Annotated in this window: 19 protein-coding genes; 10 read left to right on the forward strand and 9 right to left on the reverse strand. The window is 62.8% G+C overall.

The window, feature by feature from the left end; genetic code table 11:
- Window positions 1-77: 77 nt before the first annotated feature.
- Both ISS99_RS11300 and ISS99_RS11305 read right to left on the reverse strand, forming a co-directional pair.
- Window positions 78-1,445, reverse strand: a complete 1,368-nt coding sequence (locus tag ISS99_RS11300; protein WP_204631732.1) for an FAD/NAD(P)-binding protein — start codon at window positions 1,443-1,445, stop codon at window positions 78-80.
- A 31-nt stretch (window positions 1,446-1,476) separates the two neighbouring features.
- A complete protein-coding gene (locus ISS99_RS11305; protein WP_204631733.1) occupies window positions 1,477-2,055 on the reverse strand; it encodes a cysteine dioxygenase in 579 nt (192 codons plus the stop codon).
- Window positions 2,056-2,287: 232 nt separating this feature from the next.
- Between ISS99_RS11305 and ISS99_RS11310 the strand changes: the two genes are divergently transcribed.
- Window positions 2,288-2,572, forward strand: a complete 285-nt coding sequence (locus tag ISS99_RS11310; protein ID WP_204631734.1) for a hypothetical protein — start codon at window positions 2,288-2,290, stop codon at window positions 2,570-2,572.
- Window positions 2,573-2,640: 68 nt separating this feature from the next.
- Here ISS99_RS11310 and ISS99_RS11315 read toward each other — a convergent pair whose 3' ends face one another.
- Complete coding sequence (locus ISS99_RS11315; protein ID WP_204631735.1) at window positions 2,641-3,309, reverse strand: energy transducer TonB; 669 nt, start codon at window positions 3,307-3,309, stop codon at window positions 2,641-2,643.
- Window positions 3,310-3,764: 455 nt separating this feature from the next.
- On the opposite strand from ISS99_RS11315, the gene trhA reads away from it, so the two are divergent.
- Window positions 3,765-4,427: a PAQR family membrane homeostasis protein TrhA gene (gene trhA, locus ISS99_RS11320; protein WP_204631736.1), complete on the forward strand. Its 663-nt coding sequence runs from the start codon at window positions 3,765-3,767 to the stop codon at window positions 4,425-4,427.
- Between the two features lie 34 nt (window positions 4,428-4,461).
- On the opposite strand, the gene ISS99_RS11325 is transcribed toward trhA, so the two are convergent.
- Entirely contained in the window at window positions 4,462-6,240 is a 1,779-nt protein-coding gene (locus ISS99_RS11325) for a DUF885 domain-containing protein (protein ID WP_204631737.1), read from the reverse strand.
- Between the two features lie 68 nt (window positions 6,241-6,308).
- Window positions 6,309-6,797, reverse strand: a complete 489-nt coding sequence (locus ISS99_RS11330; RefSeq protein ID WP_425490455.1) for a DUF456 domain-containing protein — start codon at window positions 6,795-6,797, stop codon at window positions 6,309-6,311.
- A 103-nt stretch (window positions 6,798-6,900) separates the two neighbouring features.
- Between ISS99_RS11330 and ISS99_RS11335 the strand changes: the two genes are divergently transcribed.
- A complete protein-coding gene (locus ISS99_RS11335) occupies window positions 6,901-7,554 on the forward strand; it encodes an RIO1 family regulatory kinase/ATPase domain-containing protein (protein ID WP_284343713.1) in 654 nt (217 codons plus the stop codon).
- 41 nt (window positions 7,555-7,595) lie between these two features.
- Window positions 7,596-7,991, forward strand: a complete 396-nt coding sequence (locus tag ISS99_RS11340) for a hypothetical protein (RefSeq protein WP_204631738.1) — start codon at window positions 7,596-7,598, stop codon at window positions 7,989-7,991.
- Between the two features lie 36 nt (window positions 7,992-8,027).
- Here the strand turns inward: ISS99_RS11340 and ISS99_RS11345 are convergent, their stop codons facing one another.
- Complete coding sequence (locus ISS99_RS11345; RefSeq protein ID WP_204631739.1) at window positions 8,028-8,804, reverse strand: ferredoxin--NADP reductase; 777 nt, start codon at window positions 8,802-8,804, stop codon at window positions 8,028-8,030.
- A 408-nt stretch (window positions 8,805-9,212) separates the two neighbouring features.
- Here ISS99_RS11345 and ISS99_RS11350 point away from each other — a divergent pair, with 408 nt between their 5' ends.
- A complete protein-coding gene (locus tag ISS99_RS11350) occupies window positions 9,213-11,171 on the forward strand; it encodes a M61 family metallopeptidase (RefSeq protein ID WP_204631740.1) in 1,959 nt (652 codons plus the stop codon).
- Window positions 11,172-11,595: 424 nt separating this feature from the next.
- Here ISS99_RS11350 and ISS99_RS11355 read toward each other — a convergent pair whose 3' ends face one another.
- Window positions 11,596-11,739 (reverse strand): hypothetical protein, encoded by a 144-nt coding sequence (locus tag ISS99_RS11355; protein WP_204631741.1) that lies wholly within the window; start codon window positions 11,737-11,739, stop codon window positions 11,596-11,598.
- 18 nt (window positions 11,740-11,757) lie between these two features.
- Between ISS99_RS11355 and ISS99_RS11360 the strand changes: the two genes are divergently transcribed.
- A complete protein-coding gene (locus ISS99_RS11360) occupies window positions 11,758-12,600 on the forward strand; it encodes a class I SAM-dependent methyltransferase (RefSeq protein ID WP_204631742.1) in 843 nt (280 codons plus the stop codon).
- Window position 12,601: 1 nt separating this feature from the next.
- On the opposite strand, the gene ISS99_RS11365 is transcribed toward ISS99_RS11360, so the two are convergent.
- Together ISS99_RS11365 and ISS99_RS11370 are read right to left on the reverse strand one after the other, a co-directional pair.
- Window positions 12,602-13,660: an aspartate-semialdehyde dehydrogenase gene (locus tag ISS99_RS11365; RefSeq protein WP_239537910.1), complete on the reverse strand. Its 1,059-nt coding sequence runs from the start codon at window positions 13,658-13,660 to the stop codon at window positions 12,602-12,604.
- 227 nt (window positions 13,661-13,887) lie between these two features.
- On the reverse strand, window positions 13,888-14,466 hold the full coding sequence (locus tag ISS99_RS11370; protein WP_204631743.1) for a hypothetical protein: 579 nt from the start codon (window positions 14,464-14,466) through the stop codon (window positions 13,888-13,890).
- 233 nt (window positions 14,467-14,699) lie between these two features.
- Here ISS99_RS11370 and dusA point away from each other — a divergent pair, with 233 nt between their 5' ends.
- From dusA to ISS99_RS11390, 4 genes are all read left to right on the forward strand, one after another.
- Window positions 14,700-15,680: a tRNA dihydrouridine(20/20a) synthase DusA gene (gene dusA / locus ISS99_RS11375; protein ID WP_204631744.1), complete on the forward strand. Its 981-nt coding sequence runs from the start codon at window positions 14,700-14,702 to the stop codon at window positions 15,678-15,680.
- Window positions 15,681-15,810: 130 nt separating this feature from the next.
- The gene (locus tag ISS99_RS11380; RefSeq protein ID WP_284343715.1) at window positions 15,811-16,104 is read left to right on the forward strand and encodes a hypothetical protein; all 294 of its coding nucleotides are present in this window, start codon (window positions 15,811-15,813) and stop codon (window positions 16,102-16,104) included.
- The gene (locus tag ISS99_RS11385) at window positions 16,104-16,790 is read left to right on the forward strand and encodes a response regulator transcription factor (protein WP_204631746.1); all 687 of its coding nucleotides are present in this window, start codon (window positions 16,104-16,106) and stop codon (window positions 16,788-16,790) included. Before ISS99_RS11380 ends, ISS99_RS11385 begins: the two co-directional genes overlap by 1 nt.
- Window positions 16,744-18,186 carry an ATP-binding protein gene (locus ISS99_RS11390; RefSeq protein WP_284343716.1) on the forward strand — a complete coding sequence of 481 codons (1,443 nt, stop codon included), beginning with the start codon at window positions 16,744-16,746 and terminating at the stop codon, window positions 18,184-18,186. Before ISS99_RS11385 ends, ISS99_RS11390 begins: the two co-directional genes overlap by 47 nt.
- Window positions 18,187-18,196 lie beyond the last annotated feature (10 nt).

Consider the following 18,196-nt stretch of genomic DNA (forward strand, 5'->3'; position numbering starts at 1 on the left):
CGCGTGCGGGATGAGGTCCCCCCGCAACGCTTTCTTCCTCGTCCTGGTTCTCTTTATGCCCCGGTGGCAGGTGCCGCTCAGCCGGCCAGCAATTGCTCGGCGAGTTGTCGCGCCTGCTGGCGGATTTCCGGCATGGCGGTGGACTCCCACAACGCACCACGCAACAGGCTGCCGATGGCGAACAGCCGTGGCCACGCTTTGCCGTCATGCAGCACGTGTCCCTTGGCGTTGGCATCGATCCCTAAGCCGAACGGGTCGGAGCGAACGTGGCTGTTGGTCATCATCTGTTGCAGCAGGGGATGCTGGGTGCGGCGCACGTCCGTTTCCAGGCCGACGCTTTGCACGACCAGGTCGGCATCGAGCGTCCGTTCGGCGGACTCTCCCTTGGGAAGAAAGGTCATGCTCAGGCCATGGCCGGTCAATGCCACGCCGTGTACGTGGCCGCGGATGCGTTTGAGTCGTCCATCCTTCTCCAGGCCGGCAACGAGCCTGGCCACTTGCGGGGGAAGGCGATGACGCGAGCGTTCCCACGCCCACCGTGCATGGCGCAGAAAGCGGGAGCGGTCCTGCTGCGGCAACAGCCCCCACAGCGATGCGGTGTGCGGCCGCAGGCTGTCGACCACGCGGCGCCAGTCGTCGGTATGTTCGACCGCCTCGCGCAACAAATGCACCCAGGTGCGGATGTCCGGTGCGTCGCGCATCGTTTCGATCAATTCGTCGCTGTCCTCATAGGGTAGCGATGCGCTGGTTTGATGCACTTCCGGCAATACGCCGTGGCGCGAGATGGCGGTGAACTGCGCGTTGGGCCACTTTGCGGCAAGCTCCACGATCACGTCGACGGCGGTGAGGCCCAGCCCGATCACCAGCACGTTGTGCGTCTGGTCGTCGGGCTTGGCATCGGCGAGCAATTGCCACGGCAGGGTTACATAGCGACCGCTGGCGAGCGCGTCGTCCTCGATGCCGGGCAAGGGGCGCGGTGTCAGCGCGCCCAACGCGAGCACGGCGGCATCCACGCGCGTGGTGGATTCGCCTTGCAGCAAGGTGACACCATCGTTTTCGGGCACGATGGCGTCGACGTCGTAGGGGACCACGCGCACGTCGTGCCCGTTGCTTTTGGCGCGGGCAAGCGCACTGGCGGTTTCGCCTTCCAGGTAGTCGCCATACCAGCAACGGGGCAGGAAATCGGTGCCTGCGACGCGCGCATCGCGTTTTTGTGCATATTCCAGGAAGCCGCCGGGGCGGCTGGCAAACATGCCCATCGAAGCTGCGCGCACGTTCAGCAGATGACGTTCCGAGCGAGTGCCGTACGCCACGCCGCGGCCGAGCGGGCCGCCGCCGGTGTACCAGTCCAAATGCAACGGCTGCGGCAGGGGGCGCTCCAACAACTCGCTGAGCAGCGTAGCCCCTGCGGCGCCGCCACCAACAATGGCGACCCGTCGAAACATGTCATTCCTTAATTGAAGGGTGAAGCAGATGTCAGACGCGCAACGGACCGGCGATCCGGGCGCGCTGCGGCTGGCTATGCCAGAGCGACCCAGACCGTGCTTGCTCATAGGTGGCGTAGTCGTCCAGATCGCCACCGTAGACGTGCAGGGTCAGCGCCGTTTCCTGTTTCGAAAGGTTGCGGCAGCGATGCATGTACGGCACATCCGCATCGAACCAGGTCGCGTCGCCGGGGCCGATCCAGTCGCGCCCCCGCAATTGCCACGCTTCGGCGGTGGATGCACGCGACCACGATTCCACTTCGAGTGCGCCGTACAAGCTCAATTCGATACCCCACAGGCCGGCATGATCGTGCGAGGGCGTGCTGTATCCCGGCGGCCATGCCATGACCAGTACACTGACACCCGGACGACCACGACGCCCCAGCAGCCATCGCTCGAAACCGCGACTGCGCCGACGCAACGAAGCCAGGCCATCGGCGAACACCTGCGCATCGCGATGCACGATGCTGCCGAGTTCGCGCGAAAGCGAAGCAAGGTCGGGATTTTTTTCTAGCGTGTGCGCCAGTGCGACATCGCGTAGTGCTTTGAGGCTGTGCCGGTAGCTGCGCATAAACTTGCGGGGGGTGAAGCGGAAACAGTCGGCAGTGGAGCATGCTGTCCGTTAAATGGTCGTAAGAGCCCGCCTGCGATCCGCGCGTGGCCTGCGTCCAGAGCCGTCGGTCCGGCCGACCATGACTTCCGCAGCATGGACGGCGGTTTGCATCGGCCTATGCTGGCGTCGTGCGTTAAACCTTTTCTGGTCGAGGCGCATCTGAATTTCCAGCTGACGTCGGAGAACGGACATGATCGAACTGATGCTGATTGTCATGGTTGTAGGGGCGCTGTGGGTCGCGGGGGCGCTGGTCGGCTTGGTCTTCAAGCTGATTTTTGGCGTGATCGGCGGCCTGTTCGGCGTGCTCGCCGGCGCTCTGGGCCTCTGCATCGCAGGCTTGGTGATGCTGCTGGTGTTGCCGTTGGTCGCCTTGTCGCTGTTGCCGGTATTCCTGCCAGCGTTGATGCTGTTCGGGTTGGTCTGGCTGGTCGTGCATCTGGTTCGCCGTCATCCGGCGGCACCGATCACGCACTGATGCCTTTCCTTGCCGCGGACGAGACCCGGTCCGGTCGTGACCGGGCCTCGGTGCCTGCGGTTACGGAGTCATAGCTGTTGCAATGCAAAATTGACCGGCACCCGTGCCCATGCCTTCACCGCGTGTCCGTCCATCTGTGCGGGCTGGAATGTCCAGCCTGCCATCACTTGTTCGCGGGCGCTTTTATCCAGCACGGGATAGCCGCTGCTGTGTTCGATTTTTACATCCAGCGGCTTGCCGTTTTCGTCCACCAGCACGAGCAATAGCACAGTGCCCTCCGCATGCTGCCGGATCGCCTGGGCGGGAAAACGCAACGGCGACGAGCGATAGGCAAGCGAGGCGACGCCCGGAGCCATGGTTACCGGGCCGGTGGTGGTGGGAGGGGCGATCACCGGCTTGCTGTTTTGCGAGGGTTCGGTCGTTGGTGCCGTGATGACCGGCGCGATCACCGGCTGTTGCACGTGCGTCACGGGCGGAGCCACCAGAGGTTTGACGGGCACCGGTTTAGGCAAGGCCTTGAGCACGATGTCCGGCGGTGGCGGGATCGGTTTGGGCGGCTCGATGAAGCGAACGGTTGCAACGCGCGCCGTCTCCACGGCTTGGACGATTTGCGGCGCCATCGGGCGCAAGGCAAACAGCAGTGCGGCAAGGTTGAAAGTGATGGCCGCACTCAGTGCGGTAATGCGCACCACATCCGGATGCGCACGACGAACGACAGCCAGGCTTGCGGACGGCATAAGCGACCTCCTGACGACGATGTGGTTTGTATGGCGTCCGCCGCGCCGTGTGGGGACACGGAGGGAATCGCGGCTGGCGCGCCTTCAGCCTATGCCTGCCGCCTGGGGATGTGCAATAGCCGTCTACGCCACGTGAAGCAGCCGTCCACGCCGGAACCTTTGAGTTAGCACTCCGGGGGCGTTTTTCGCCGGACAAAAAAAGAACCCCGCAAGGGGTGCGGGGCTGCAGGATTACGGATATCGGGGAGGCGATATCCGTGACAGGTATCCTCCCGCTTTCCGGCTTGACGCCGCGTGCAGCCTTCGTGAGGACGATCTTCACGCAGCAACACCGTTTCCTGCGACTCAAACGTTTCAATGAGTCCGATGGAGGCAGCGCCATAGGCAAACGAAGTGGAGCCGGCTATGGTGCGCGTTCGTCCGTTCAAGGACTGAACATCCAGAGGAGTGGCTCCATGTCGGCATCCGGCCACGCAGCACTACCGCGCTACGGCTTCGGCGATGAATTGGCCAGCAGCATCATCCACGGCATCGGCGTCGCGTTGAGCGTCGCGGGTTTGGCCGCGTTGGTGGTGCACACGGCGGGAGGCGGCTCCGCCAGCGACGTGCTGGCAAGCGCCGTCTACGGCCTGTCCTTGATCCTGCTGTACACGGCATCGACGCTGTATCACGCCGTCCGGGTCGAATCGGCCAGGCACTTGCTGCGCACGCTGGATCACATTGCGATCTTCCTGTTGATCGCCGGTACGTACACGCCCTTTACCTTGATCGCCTTGCGCGGCACCTGGGGTTGGACGCTGTTCGGCATCGTGTGGAGCCTGGCCTTGCTCGGCAGTGCTCTGGAACTGGGTGTGCTCAAGCGTTATCGCCGCTTCGCCGTGTTGCTCTACGTGGCGATGGGCTGGGTGGGTATCGTGGCCTTCCGGCCGTTGCTGGCGCATCTGCAAACCGGCGGCATGGTGTTGCTGCTGGCTGGCGGTGCGGCCTACACGCTCGGTGTGCCGTTCTATCTTTGGCGCAAGCTGCCTTACCACCATTCGGTGTGGCACTTCTTCGTGCTGGCCGGCAGCGTATTGCAGTTTCTGGCGGTGTTTTTCTACGTGGTGCCTTCCCGCTGATGCGGACGGAGCGTGCTCCGTCCGCCGTGGCAGATCAGTGCTTCTGCTGCGAAGGAACGAACTGCGTACGTACCGCTTCGGCCAGCTGTTCCGGCGGCAGCAGGCCCTGGTTGACGATGAAGTCGTTGAAAGCCTGGCGGTTGAAGTTCTTGCCCAGCGCAAGTTCGGTTTGCAGGCGCAGCTGCTGCAGGCGCATATAGCCGTAGAAATACGCCGTGGCCTGACCGGGGCTGTTGAAGGTGTAGCGATCGATTTCTTCGTTGGTCAACGCCTCGGAGAGCCCGACGTCGTAGCGCAATACGTCGTGCGCGCGCTGCTTGCTGATCAGGCCCAGATTGAGCATCGGATCAAGGAAGGCGCGTGCCGCGCGCATCAGGCGCGCCTGCAAAGAGGCAAACTGGCCGGCCGGCGGCTCATACGGCAGCATTTCCGATTCCGAATAAAGCGCCCAGCCTTCCACATTCACACTGTTGAAGGCGAAGATGCTGCGCGCCAGCGAGACGCCGCGCTCGACCATGGCGGAGAATTGCAGTTCGTGGCCGGGACGGCCTTCGTGCGCGGTAAGCGTCCAGGCGGCCGCCTTGAAGGTGAAATCGTCGTACGAATCGCTCGAGTCGCCGTTGCTGGTGGGGTTGCCCATGGTCAGCACGAAGGTGCCGCGCTCGCCGTGGTTGTTGATCAGCGGAGGCGGATCCATGTGCGGCGCCGGCGTGGCTGCCGTTTCCGCCTCGGACGCGACGCGCATCTGCATCTCGCGCTGGGGCAGGGTGATGATGTGTTCGCGGCGGATGATGTCTTCGATCTTGCCGATCACTTCGTGATACCACGGCTCCACTTCATTCTTGCCTAGCTGCTGCTTTTTCAGCGCTTTCAGCACGTCGCGGTAGTCGGTGGCCTGGATGCCTTCGTCCTTGGCCACGACAGGCGCGATCATCTGCATGGTCGAGCGCAGTTCCACGAACTCGAGCTGCGCTTCCTTGATCAGCTGTTCCGGCGGAATATCGACACCGGTCTGCTTGAGGTCGTAGGCGTAGAGCGGCTCCGGCAAGCGGAAGTCGTCGCGCTCGCGCGGCACGATGGTGCTGCGTACCCACGCGTCGTAATCCTTGAGCTGGGCATCCAGGGCATCCAGTGCTGCCTTGCCTTGATCGTCGTCCAGCTTGTACTTGGCGAACAATTGGCGGATGCCTTGCACGTAGCGCTGCGTGTTGGAAAGCTGCTGATCCACGTCGCCCTTGTAAGGGCCGAGCAGGTGCTTGTTCGACAGCTGTTCGGCGGTGAGTGCTTCGGCCAGCTTGGTGATCGGCGTGCAGCCGGGAGCCTTGCCTACGTAGCACTCCAGGCGCTTGACGGCGGAGGGGCGGCGCTTGGCATCCACGTCATCCTTCAACAGGGCGAATTCGCCGTTGAAGATCAACTGGCCGATGTCCTGGTAAGGCAGCAGGTATTTGTCGTTGAGATCGATGCCTTCGATCTGCAGGTCGGCGGCGTGGATCATGATCTGCAAATCCTGGCGGACGTTGACGTCCTTTTCCGTCGCCAGCATCTGTTCCAGCTTGGTTTTGGCTTCGACCGCAGCCGCGCGTTGGCGCGCGTCGGTATCGGGCTTGAGATCGGCCACCTTGTCGTCATAGCCGGGCAGCCCCAGCGCGGTTGCGCTCTCCGGACTGAAACGTGCCTGCATATCGAGCAGGACTTGCGCGTCGGCATTGCTGCGAGCAACCCATGCAGGCGGCTGGCTGGCGGTTTGGGCGTGGACGGATCCGGCGGCGGCGAGCGCGATCGCGGCGGCCAAGGCGAGGCGTTTGGTCATGAAGAGCTTCCCCAGGGTAAGTGGGGCGAGCTTAAGCGGGCGGGCGCGACCCCGTCACGTACCGAAGGTTACAGGTGCAGCAGCCAGACACCTGCCGCCAGGGCCACCATGATCAACGACAACACCAGCTTGACCAGTGCGCCGAACAACAGGCCGAGCCAGGTGCCGATGCCCACGTGGGCCGAGCGCAGCACGCTCTTGCTGGACAAAAGCTCGCCCAGCAGGGCACCGACAAAGGGGCCGAGGATCAGTCCGGGCAAGCCGAAGAACAGGCCGACGACGGTGCCGATCGATGCTCCCCAGATGGCCGTCGAACTGGCGCCGACGCGTTTGGCACCTATCGATGCCGCGATGAAATCCACCGCAATGCCGAATGCCGCCAGTACGCCTAGCACCACCACCCAGCCGACGCCAAGATGCTGGTAATTGTCCAGCTCGGCGGCCAGCCAGATACCGCCGAAGATCATCGGAATGCCCGGCAGGCTGGGCAGCACGGCACCGACCAGTCCGGCCACGATCAGCACGACGGCGAGTGCGTAGAGTGCGGTATCCAGCATGGCGCGAATGCATCCTCAGGCGGCATGGCCGCGAATCGGCCACAATAGTCCGTTGCCAATCGGCGGCCTGCAAGCTGCTTGCGTCCTTTTTATCGGTAGATCCGTGCCTAATAGCGATTCCATCCTGTTGAAGGCCGACGAACTCGGGCGTATCGAGATCGTCGAGCGCGACGGCGTGCGGGTGATCCGCCGCGATATCCGCGCAGCTCGCTGGTGGGCGCGTGCGTTTGCCCGACGTGCAGCGGCGCGCGAGGCACGAGCCCTGGCCAAGCTGGCCGGTATCGACGGGGTCCCGTCGTTGGTGGGTTGGGACGGTCGCGAGTTGCTGCGCGGCTACATAGCCGGTCTGCCGATGCAACAGGCGCAGCCGCGCGACCGTGCCTATTACCGTCAGGCGCTGCGTCTGCTTGCGCAACTGCATCGCCGCGGCATCGTGCACAACGACCTGGCCAAGGAGCCGAACTGGCTGGTGCGAGATGACGGGCGGCCGGCTTTGGTGGATTTCCAGATCGCCTGGACCCGCGGCCGGCGCGGTCGCCTGTTCCGCTTGCTGGCGCGCGAGGATCTGCGCCATCTGCTCAAGCACAAACGCACGTATTGCGACCATGCACTCAGCACGAGGCAACGGGCGATGCTTCAATCGCCAGCGCCGCATTCGCGATTGTGGCGTGCCACCGGCAAGCGCCTGTACAAGTTGATCGCGCGGCGCGTATTCGGCTATTGGGACAATGAAGGCAAGGGACGCGTGCGCGATTGACGCATGCGGCGACGTGACGAGGTGAGAGCCTGGAGGTCGTGATGCGAAGATGGATGGCCGTTCTGGGCATGGTATTGGCGCTGCCTGCGGCGGCGACGCCTTGTACAAGCATTGACCGTATCCTGACGCCGCAGCAAAAGCAGGCCTGGGCACCGGTTATCGCCCGCCAATTGCGGGTTGCACGGGTCGACGTGCTGCAGGTATTTCGGCTGGACCACTGGCGCATCGTCTATGTCGATACGCACCGCTCGGACAACGGCTTCCTGTTCTATCGCGAAGATCCGCTGGATAGCCGCTATATCGCGACGTGGGCCGGAGCAGCGCAGCCGGGTGAAGAGGCGTCCATCACGCAATGGACGCAAACGAACGCGCCAGGCATTCCCGAGGCGCTGGCGCAATGCTTCGGCTGGTACGTGACGCAGCATCGCGATAGCTAGCGCTAACAGGCCCTAGGCAATGCTGTGTTTGCGCGTTCACTTTTCGACGAAAGCGCGCTCGATCACGTAGTCGCCCGGTTCGCGCGTGCGCGGCGAAGCGTGGAAGCCGCGCGCATCGAGCAGGGCGCAGAGGTCGTCGAGCATGGCGGGGCTGCCGCACAGCATCAGGCGATCGGTTTCGGGGTTGAGCTGAGGCAGGCCGATGGCCTGGCTCATCGCACCGTCGACGATGTTGTCGGTGATGCGGCCGCGATTACGGAACGGCTCGCGCGTGACGGTGGGGTAGTAGATCAGCTTTTCGCGCACCAGCTCGCCCAAGTATTCGTGCTGCGGCAGTTCGTGCTGCAGGTAGTGCGAATAAGCCAGGTCGTTGATGTGGCGCACGCCGTGTGCCAGCACGATCTTGTCGTAGCGTTCGTAGCTTTCCGGATCGCGGATGATGCTCATGAACGGGGCCAGGCCGGTGCCGGTGCCCAGTAGATAAAGGTGTTTGCCGGGCTTGAGGTCGGCGAGCACCAGGGTGCCGGTGGGTTTGCGGCTGACGGTGAGCTGGTCGCCGGGCTTGAGGTGTTGCAGGCGCGAGGTAAGCGGGCCGTCGGGCACCTTGATGGAGAAGAACTCCAGGTGCTCCTCCCAGGCTGCGCTGGCGATGGAATACGCGCGCATCAACGGGCGGCCATCGACTTCCAGGCCGATCATCACGAACTGCCCGCTGTCGAAGCGAAAACCGGGATCGCGCGTGGTGCGAAAGCTGAAAAGGCTGTCGTTCCAGTGTTGTACGTCAATGACCTGTTCGGTCGCCAAAGCCACCATGATCGGAATCTTCTCGGGTTGTCGCGGTTGGGGAGGGCCTTCGCCGCATGGTGGACGAAGCTCGCGTGGGAGGCGGTATGCCGCTGGGCCTGGCGAGTGCCGCGGGCGGCGGCTGCCCGGTTATTTTACGTGATTCGTGGCGGGGCCGCTGGGGGTTCGGGCATGGCGTGTCGATGCGAGGCTGGTCGCGCGCAGCTTTGGGGGCACGGGATCGCCGATTCAAGCGGGAGCTGCGGTTTTTCATAGTGCCCTAAGTACCGGTATGACCCGATCGCTGAACAGGCCTATCATCCATTTTTACCGGTGGGTGCCCCCAACATCCGCCAGGAAAGCCACCACCCTTCCATTCCGTCAGGCACCCAGGTGCCCACCCGCGGAATCTTGCGTCTTCCCGCTCTGGAGTTTCCCATGTCTCGTGTTTCCGTTGCCGGTTCCCTGCATGCCACGCCCCACCTGCTTTCCCGTCTTGCGTTGGCGGTAGGGTTGGCACTTGTGGCCGGCACAGCCGGTGCGCAGCAAGTACGTGTAGACAGCGTGCCTGCGCCGCAGGATGTGCCTTATCCCGGGACGGTGACGCTGCACGTTGATGCCAACGACACGGCCCAGGGCATTTTCCGGGTGCATGAAACGATTCCGGTCAAGGCAGGTGCGTTGACGCTGCTGTATCCGCAGTGGATTCCCGGCGATCACTCGCCCACCGGCCCGATCAGCATGCTGGCCGGCCTGGACGTCAGCGCCAACGGCAAGTCGCTCAAATGGAAGCGCGACGAATACAACGTGTATGCCTTCCACGTGGATGTACCAGAAGGTGTTTCCAGCATCGAGGTGTCTTTCCAGTACCTGTCCGGTCGCACCGATAGCGAAGGCTTCGAGATGACTGATCGCATGATGGATATGGAATGGAGCAAAGTGTCGCTCTATCCGGCCGGCTATTTTTCGCGCGACATCACCTTTGCGCCGAGCGTGACGCTGCCCCAGGGATGGCAGTTGGGTACGGCGCTGGAAACGGCCTCGCAGTCGGGCGATACGACCACCTTCAAGCCGGTGACCTTCAACAACCTGGTCGACTCGCCGATCTACGCCGGCCGTTATTTCAAGCGCGTGGATCTCAATCCGGGCGGCGATGCGCCGGTGCATCTGGATGTCGTGGCCGACGAGCCGAAGTATCTGGAAATCACGCCCGAGCAGTTGAAGGCGCATCGCGCCTTGGTGACCCAGGCGGAAAAGCTGTTCGGCTCGCATCACTACGATCACTACGATTTCCTGTTCTCGCTTTCGGATCAGCTGAGCGGCAACGGCACCGAGCATCATCAGTCCAGCGAGAACGGCCTGGATGCCGACTATTTCACCGCCTGGGACGATGCGGCGCCGGGACGCGATCTGTTGCCGCATGAGTTCACGCATTCCTGGAACGGCAAGTTCCGTCGGCCTGCCGATTTGTGGACACCCAATTTCAACGTGCCGATGGGCGACTCCCTGCTATGGGTCTACGAAGGGCAAACCCAGTATTGGGGTTATGTGCTGTCTGCCCGCTCGGGTCTGTGGACGGCGGAGCAATTCCGCGATGCCCTGGCGATGGAGGCGGCCAACTACGACCGCAATCGCGTAGGTTTCCAGTGGCGCACGCTGGAAGACACCACCAACGATCCCACTGCCGCCCGCCGTTCCAGCCTGCCGTATCGCAGCTGGCAGATGAGCGAGGAGTACTACAGCGGCGGGCAGATGATGTGGCTCGAGGTGGATGCGAAGCTGCGCGAACTCACGCACGATCGTAAATCGCTGGACGATTTTGCACGTGCATTCTTCGGTGTCGACAACGGCAGCTACGTCACCAAGACCTACACCTTCGACGACGTCGTCGCAGCGCTGAACGGCGTGGCTCCGTACGATTGGGCGGCGTTCCTGCATGCTCACGTGGATGAACTCAATCCGCCGCTTGAAGACGGTATCGCGGGAACGGGCTGGAAGCTGGTCTATACCGACAAGGAGAGCCCGTACGAGAAGCAGTACAACGAACGTCCGCAATCGTCGCGCCATTTGTACAACTTCGCGTGGTCGATCGGCCTGACGATGACGGACAAGGGCGAAGTAAACGACGTACGCTGGAATGGACCGGCGTTCAAGGCGGGCGTGAGCACTGGCGCCACGCTGGTGGCGGTAAACGGCCAGAACTACTCCGCCGAGGTGCTGAAGAGTGCCATCGCTGCCGCGAAAACCAGCAAGGCGCCGATCCAGTTGTTGTTGAAATATCAGGGCGGCTTTCGCACCGTGCCGGTGGACTATCACGATGGCTTGCAGTACCCGCATCTGGTGCGCGTCCAAGGCGCGCCCGATTACTTGAGCGAGATCATTGCCCCGCGCAAATAAGTAGCTTCGGCACTCGATGCGGTACTTGCGTTCCGGCGCCCTTCTTCCTGTTTTTCGGGAATGGCGGCGCCGGTGCCAGATGTCGTTGCAGGCGGCAAAGGACTTGCGGGTGAAGTCGCATCACGGCACGCGTTATCGTGTCGTGAATTTGCCGATGCATCACAGATAAGGCTGATACAGGTTTGCCTGGCATGGGGGCCAGGCTGCGAAGGCTGAACCGACCCCGGTGCGCCGCTTACCACGTCCCAGTCGGCAGGGTGTATGGTCGATCGACCAACGACTCATCAGACGGGGTTTCAAGTGAACGATACGCCCAAGCCCATGACGGCTGCCCGCATTCATTCGATCTACGCTGGAGAGAGTGTTTCGACCGGCGTGGATCGGCCAAAGGGTTTTCAGTCCACCCAGCGTTTTTCGCGTGACCCTACCCATCCCGGCCACGCACCGGAGCATCCCAAGCCGGAAAAAAATTCAAAACATCGCTAGCGGAAAAATTTTTCGCGCGGCCGGAATGATGGCGAAAGCGAAGCTGGTTTTGGGTCTGACCGGAAAAATCTTGCAGGTCCACATCAGGAGTTCCTTCATCGTGTCGCATTATTCCGGCCCTCTGCTTACGCGCCCGATGGCCATCCGGTTGTTGCATGCCCGCGATGCCGGCGAGGCCGAGTGGACCGGTTCGCTGGATCTGTGTCGTTCGACCGGAACGGCGCTGCTGGAGACCGAAGGCTGGTGGTGGAAAGGGCTTCGCTATCCGTATCCGCACAAGCTGAAAGACCGCACGATCTACTATTGGGACGGCGAAGAATTCGCCCCGATATCGCGTTTTTCAGGATCGCTGATCAAACTGGTGCCGACCGAGTGGGGCGCGCCCACGTTTGAGATCGACGGCATCAAGATGCTGCCCACCTCGAAGGAGTCGCCGGTCGACGACGCGCAACGCAAAGTGGCCCTCGTCGAGCCCAAAGGCAAGGCCTTGCTCGATACCTGCGGCGGGTTGGGCTATTTCGCCGCCTGTTGTCTGGAGGCCGGGGCCGCGCGCATTCAGTCGTTCGAAAAGAATCTCGATGTCCTGTGGTTGCGCACGCTCAATCCGTGGTCGCCGGACCCGGGCGAGCCGGCCAGCAAGGGGCGCCTGCAACTCACCCACGATGACATATCCCAGGCCATTACCCACGTAGGCGATGCGTCAGTGGATGCCGTGCTGCATGATCCGCCGCGCTTCGGCATCGCCGGCGAACTCTATTCGCAGGTGTTCTACGGTCAGCTTGCGCGCGTGCTGCGGCGCGGTGGCCGCTTGTTCCACTACACGGGCAGCCCCAACAAACTCACCAGCGATCGCGACGTGCCGCGCGAGGTTGCCACGCGCCTCGAACGCGCCGGGTTCAAGACGGAGCTGGCGTTGGACGGCGTCCTGGCAAGCCGTCGATGAGTCAGCCTGTATCTTTCTGGCGGAGAAGCACCTCGGCGATCTGAATCGCGTTGAGAGCGGCGCCTTTGCGCAAGTTGTCTCCGCTGACGAACAGGGCCAATCCGTGCTCGACGGTCGGGTCCGGTCGAACCCGGCCGACGACGACCTCATCCCGGCCTGCCGCCATCAGCGGATGGGGTATTTCCGTGACGATCACGCCTGGCGCGCGGGAAAGCAGATCCAGTGCCGCCTGCGCCGGAATCGCCCGCTCGAATTCTGCGTTGATGGACAGCGAGTGCCCGGTGAATACGGGTACCCGCACGCACGTGCCGGACACTGGGAGTTGAGGAATATCCAGGATTTTCCGGCTTTCGTCGCGAAGCTTGAGTTCCTCGTCCGTGTAGCCATCCTGCGCGACGCGGTAGTTGAGCGGAACGACGTTGAAGGCAATGGGTACCGCCCATTTCTTCGGTGGCGGAAATGGCGCGCCATCGCCGTCGCGTACGAGCTTTGATGCGTCGGCGCCGATGCCGTGGATCTGTTCCTCCAGTTCCTGCACACCGGCGACGCCACCCCCCGATACGGCCTGGTAGGTACTGACGACCAGGCGCTTCAATCCAACCAATTCGTGTAGAGGCTTCAACACCGGCATGGCCGCCATCGTGGTGCAGTTGGGATTGGCGACGATGCCTTTGGGGATCGTTCGCAGCGCCTGCGGATTGACTTCCGCCACCACCAGCGGCACCTCGGGATCCATTCGCCACGCAGAGGAATTGTCGATGATGATGGCGCCTGCCGCCGCGACGACGGGGGCCAGAGTGCGGGAGCTATCGGCGCCCGCCGAGAAGAAGGCGATGTCGAGGCCGGAATAATCGGCGGTGGCCGCATCTTCGACAGAGATGCGGTGTTCCTTCCAAGTCAGTTGTCTACCGGCAGAGCGCGCGGAAGCAAACAGGCGCAGGGAGCGGACCGGAAAGTTGCGCTCGGCCAGGATGGATAGCATGAAGTCGCCCACCAATCCGGTGGCGCCGACGATGCCCACGTTCACGCCTTGCCGATACGTGCGCGGTTCTTGCGTCATCGTTCAAAGATTCCCGTTCCAATGAAATGCCCGACAGGAGCGATGCGCCGGCCGGCTAAAGGGTGATGCCAGGCTAAGTAACGCCGATGGCTTTTATCGGGAGCCGCGATGGCCGTCCGGCGTCAGCTTCCAACCTCCTACGCTACCCAATAGCGGTCTTCGATCCAAAGCAGGGTTGGTCATATCGACAGCACCAGCCATCCCCAGCGGAACGGGGAGAGCGGAGGCTACGGTACGCAGTATTCCTGGTACGCCTTTTCCATCTGCTGGTGCGTGAGGCCGCGTTTGATTAGCTCCTGATCGCTCATGCGGCGTTTGAAAATCGCATTCTTGCAATTGAGCAAGCGTACGGCGTCGCTCAGCCTGCTCTTGAGGCTGGGTGGCGGGGCGACCACGATGCCAGGGACGGTCGGTATGGCATTGGTGCCGGGCAACCTTGGCAATCCGGAAGATTGAGCATCGTCGAACGCACGGGTAAAGCGGGAGTTGCCATAGGGTGTGGCTTGAGATGGTGCGGACGGCAGCGCGACTTCGGGTTGCTCCGTCGCCGGCACGGCGGCGGTGGGCATGGCTGGCGCGCTGGGAGTTTCTCGGATTGCGCGCGCGTGCAACCAACGTGCAGATGAAACATGCATTCGAGGCGTTGATACCGGTGTGGGAACGATTACGTGCCTGGGTCGCGGCAACCATTCGACCCGCAGCTCGTGATCCATGGACGTGGTAGCGGCGCGACGGAAAAACCAGGGCACGGGCGGGCGCAACGCGATGAGCAGCAGCCCCAAATGCAACAACAGCACAAACGCCATGGCCAGGCTGCGCGCTGCAAATTCCATGCATTGATCGATACGCGGAAGCGGACCTGCGTTGACAGCTGGCACGTTAAGCATCCCCTGCTTTGGTTCCAGGGTCAGACTGTGGCTTGCGGGCAAGGTTCCCGTATCGCTTCGGCGTCGCCGGCTTTCAGCTGTCGATCGCCCTTGTGCAGGGATGCATCGACGGCAACCGGCGAGCGCTGACCCGGCCGGATAGAATATGCCCCATGCACAGACTTGCCCCTGCCGATTTTCGGCTTTCCGTCGCCCCCATGATGGACTGGACCGACCGCCACTGCCGCTACTTCCATCGGCTGCTGTCGCCGCATGCCCGGCTTTACACCGAGATGGTGACGAGTGCCGCCTTGGTGCGCGGCAAGCAACTGCGGTTGCTGGAGCACAGCCAGCAGGAACATCCCGTTGCCCTGCAATTGGGTGGCAGCGATCCGCTGGAGCTGGCGCAGGCGGCACGGCTGGGGGCGCAGGCGGGGTACGACGAGGTCAATCTCAACGTCGGGTGCCCGTCCGATCGCGTGCAGTCGGGGCGGTTCGGCGCCTGCCTGATGCGCGAGCCGGCCCTGGTGGCCGACTGCGTGAAGGCCATGCGCGATGCGGTTTCGGTGCCGGTGACGGTCAAATGCCGGATCGGGGTGGATGACCAGGACGAGTACGCCGATCTGCAGCATTTCACCGAAACCATGCTGGATGCCGGCGTCGAGATTCTGGTCGTGCACGCGCGCAAAGCCTGGCTGCAAGGTCTGTCGCCAAAAGAAAACCGCGAGATACCGCCGCTCGATTATGAGCGCGTGTATCGGTTGAAGCGGGAGTTTCCACAACTGCTGGTCATCATCAATGGCGGCATCACCACGGTGGAGGCCGTGCAGCAGCACCTGGCCCACCTGGACGGAGTGATGCTGGGGCGTGCCGCCTATCACGACCCTTACGTGCTGGCACGGGTGGAAGCTGCGCTTTACGGTTTGCCGCTGCCTCCGCGCGACGGCGTTTTGCAGCATATGCGGCCATATATCGAGGCGGAATTGGCGCGCGGAACGGCCTTGAAACACATTACGCGGCATCTGCTTGGCCTGTATCAGGGCGAGCCTGGCGCTCGCGGGTTCCGGCGGGTCTTGAGCGAGGGGGCTCACCAGGCCGGCGCAGATTGGTCACTGATTGAGCAAGCCACGTTGCCATCGCGGATTGCCGCCTGACCTGCAAGGCCTGCGCGCATCGTCCGTCCGGTCATTATTCAGCCCCAGTTCCGCAGTATGTCGCATCGGCCGGGAGCCCTTCCGGCCTTCATTTCACGGGACTATGGGTTCACATCACGGTCTAACATGGGTGTTGGCGGCCTTCGGGCTGCTGGTGACCGGCGTGGTCGCCGCCCAGTCGTCGCCCCAAAACGGCCTAAGCCTGGATCAGGCCGTGGTGCGGGTGCAACAACAGGTCGGTGGCAAAGTGTTGTCGGCCGAACCGCGCCAGATCGGGCGGCGTACCGAGTATCGGATCAAGGTGCTTACGCCGGAAGGGCACGTGCGTGTCATAAGCGTCCCCTCGGATGCCACCCGTGCGCCGGCTGCGGCACAATCCACCAAGAAGTCCCCTAATGGCGGAAGCAAGAAGGAGAAACATTGATGCGCATCCTCCTGGTTGAAGACGAAGCGCCGTTGCGCGAGACATTGGCCGCTCGCCTCAAGCGCGACGGGTTTGCCGTAGACACCGCACAGGATGGCGAAGAGGGCATCTACCTGGGTCGGGAAGTACCGTTCGATCTGGCCATTATCGACCTTGGCTTGCCCAAGATGTCGGGCATGGACCTGGTCAAGGCACTGCGTGAGGCCGGCCAGCGTTACCCCATCCTGATTCTCACCGCACGCGGCAGTTGGCAAGACAAGGTCGAGGGCCTCAAGCACGGCGCCGACGACTATCTGGTCAAGCCGTTCCACGTCGAGGAGTTGCTGGCGCGCATCAATGCGCTGGTGCGCCGCGCCAGCGGCTGGTCCAAGCCCGTGCTGGCCTGCGGGCCGATCAAGCTCGACACCACGGCGCAGACCGTAACGGTGGAAGGCAAGCCGGTGGACCTCACCAGCTACGAGTACAAGGTGCTCGAATACTTGATGCTGCATGCCGGCGAGCTGGTATCGAAAGCGGACCTCACCGAGCACATCTATCAACAGGACTTCGATCGCGATTCCAATGTGCTGGAGGTGTTCATCGGCCGCCTGCGCAGGAAGCTGGACCCGGAATCGACGATGAAACCGATCGAAACGGTGCGTGGACGCGGGTATCGCTTTGCCATCCCTCGCAGCGAAGACGAATGATGCAGCAACGCGCCGCCCGTTCTCGCTGGCGGCGCGTGCAGCGCTTACGACCGGCCTCGTGCTGGCTGCGTTCCTGGGCGCTATCGGGTGGACGCTGTCGCGTACTTATTCCGCCAGCGAATTGAACAAGCTGCAGGATCGCCTGCACGACAACGTCATTTCCTACATCACCGGTACCGACGTGCGCCGCGACGGCAAGCCGTTGATGCCGGACACACCGCCGGACCCGATGTTTTCGCGTCCAGGGTCCGGACTGTATGCGGTGGTGCTGGGCGACAATTTTCATTGGGAATCGCCTTCGGCGCTGCAGCGCGATTTCACCTTCCTGCACAAGCTGGAGCCGGGGCAATCGCAGTTCGTCGGTCCCGTCGATACGGAACTGGGGCGGCTTTATTACTACAGCTTTGGCGTTGCGCTGGATGTTCCCGCCTCCGGGCGCGATCAGCCGCCCATGGCGGTGCCTTTGACATTCACCGTGGCGCAAACCGAGGACGAACTGGAAGGCAATACGGCCGTCTATCGGCGCAGCCTGGTCGGCTGGCTGGCGACCCTGGGCGTGATGTTGATCGTGCTGCAGCTGATGTTGTTGTACTGGAGCCTTACGCCTTTGCGCAAAGTGGCCAGTGACATGAGCCGGGTGGAACGCGGCGATACCGATCACCTGGACAGCCAGTATCCGATCGAGCTGACCGGCCTGACCGAGCGCATCAATGCCTTCATCGACAGCGAGCGCGAGCAGCGTACGCGTTACCGCAACACGCTGGCCGATCTGGCACACAGCTTGAAAACGCCGCTGGCGGTGATCCGCTCGCAGTTGGAGGCGTCAGCCGACATCTCCACGACGGCTCGCCTGCCGGTGCTCGATCAGGTACGCCGCATGGACGAACTGGTGGCTTATCAGTTGGCGCGCGCTGCCACCAGCGGGGGGCAGACTTTCGCCAGTGCGGTGCCCATTGCAGGACGTGCCGAAGATCTGGTGCAGAGCCTGGAGAAGGTATACGCCGCGAAGAATGTACTGTGCGAATTCGATATCGAGGATGGCGCGGCGTTTTACGGCGAGCAGGGCGACTTGCTCGAACTGATGGGCAATCTGCTTGAAAACGCCTTCAAGTGGGCAGGGCACCACGTGCTGCTGGTGGTGAAAGTGCTGCCCCAAGGCGCACGCCAGCGTCCCGGGTTGTTGCTCAGCGTGGAAGACGACGGTCCCGGCATCGACGAAGACAAGGTAGAGAAAATCCTGCAGCGCGGCGTGCGTGGCGACGAGCGCGTCCAGGGCCACGGCATCGGTCTTTCCATCGTGCAGGATATCGTTCGCGCCTACCGGGGCGAATTGACGGTGGATCGCTCGGCGGAGTTTGGCGGTGCGCGCTTCAGTGTCACGTTGCCGCCGAACTGAAGCGGCTGGA

Origin of the sequence: Dyella mobilis (assembly GCF_016904945.1) — a bacterium.
In the GTDB taxonomy this organism is placed as follows: Bacteria; Pseudomonadota; Gammaproteobacteria; order Xanthomonadales; family Rhodanobacteraceae; genus Dyella_B; species Dyella_B mobilis.

Excerpts from the sequence above, each read along its gene's own strand:
- ISS99_RS11340 (WP_204631738.1), top strand. The coding sequence starts at position 7,596 with ATGCGAAGATGGATGGCCGTTCTGGGCATGGTATTGGCGCTGCCTGCG.
- dusA (WP_204631744.1), top strand. The coding sequence starts at position 14,700 with ATGCACAGACTTGCCCCTGCCGATTTTCGGCTTTCCGTCGCCCCCATG.
- ISS99_RS11350 (WP_204631740.1), top strand. The coding sequence starts at position 9,213 with ATGTCTCGTGTTTCCGTTGCCGGTTCCCTGCATGCCACGCCCCACCTG.
- ISS99_RS11330 (WP_425490455.1), bottom strand. The coding sequence starts at position 6,797 with ATGCTGGATACCGCACTCTACGCACTCGCCGTCGTGCTGATCGTGGCC.
- ISS99_RS11345 (WP_204631739.1), bottom strand. The coding sequence starts at position 8,804 with ATGGTGGCTTTGGCGACCGAACAGGTCATTGACGTACAACACTGGAAC.
- ISS99_RS11325 (WP_204631737.1), bottom strand. The coding sequence starts at position 6,240 with ATGACCAAACGCCTCGCCTTGGCCGCCGCGATCGCGCTCGCCGCCGCC.
- ISS99_RS11300 (WP_204631732.1), bottom strand. The coding sequence starts at position 1,445 with ATGTTTCGACGGGTCGCCATTGTTGGTGGCGGCGCCGCAGGGGCTACG.
- ISS99_RS11315 (WP_204631735.1), bottom strand. The coding sequence starts at position 3,309 with ATGCCGTCCGCAAGCCTGGCTGTCGTTCGTCGTGCGCATCCGGATGTG.
- ISS99_RS11385 (WP_204631746.1), top strand. The coding sequence starts at position 16,104 with ATGCGCATCCTCCTGGTTGAAGACGAAGCGCCGTTGCGCGAGACATTG.
- ISS99_RS11365 (WP_239537910.1), bottom strand. The coding sequence starts at position 13,660 with ATGACGCAAGAACCGCGCACGTATCGGCAAGGCGTGAACGTGGGCATC.
- ISS99_RS11310 (WP_204631734.1), top strand. The coding sequence starts at position 2,288 with ATGATCGAACTGATGCTGATTGTCATGGTTGTAGGGGCGCTGTGGGTC.
- trhA (WP_204631736.1), top strand. The coding sequence starts at position 3,765 with ATGTCGGCATCCGGCCACGCAGCACTACCGCGCTACGGCTTCGGCGAT.
- ISS99_RS11370 (WP_204631743.1), bottom strand. The coding sequence starts at position 14,466 with ATGGCGTTTGTGCTGTTGTTGCATTTGGGGCTGCTGCTCATCGCGTTG.
- ISS99_RS11305 (WP_204631733.1), bottom strand. The coding sequence starts at position 2,055 with ATGCGCAGCTACCGGCACAGCCTCAAAGCACTACGCGATGTCGCACTG.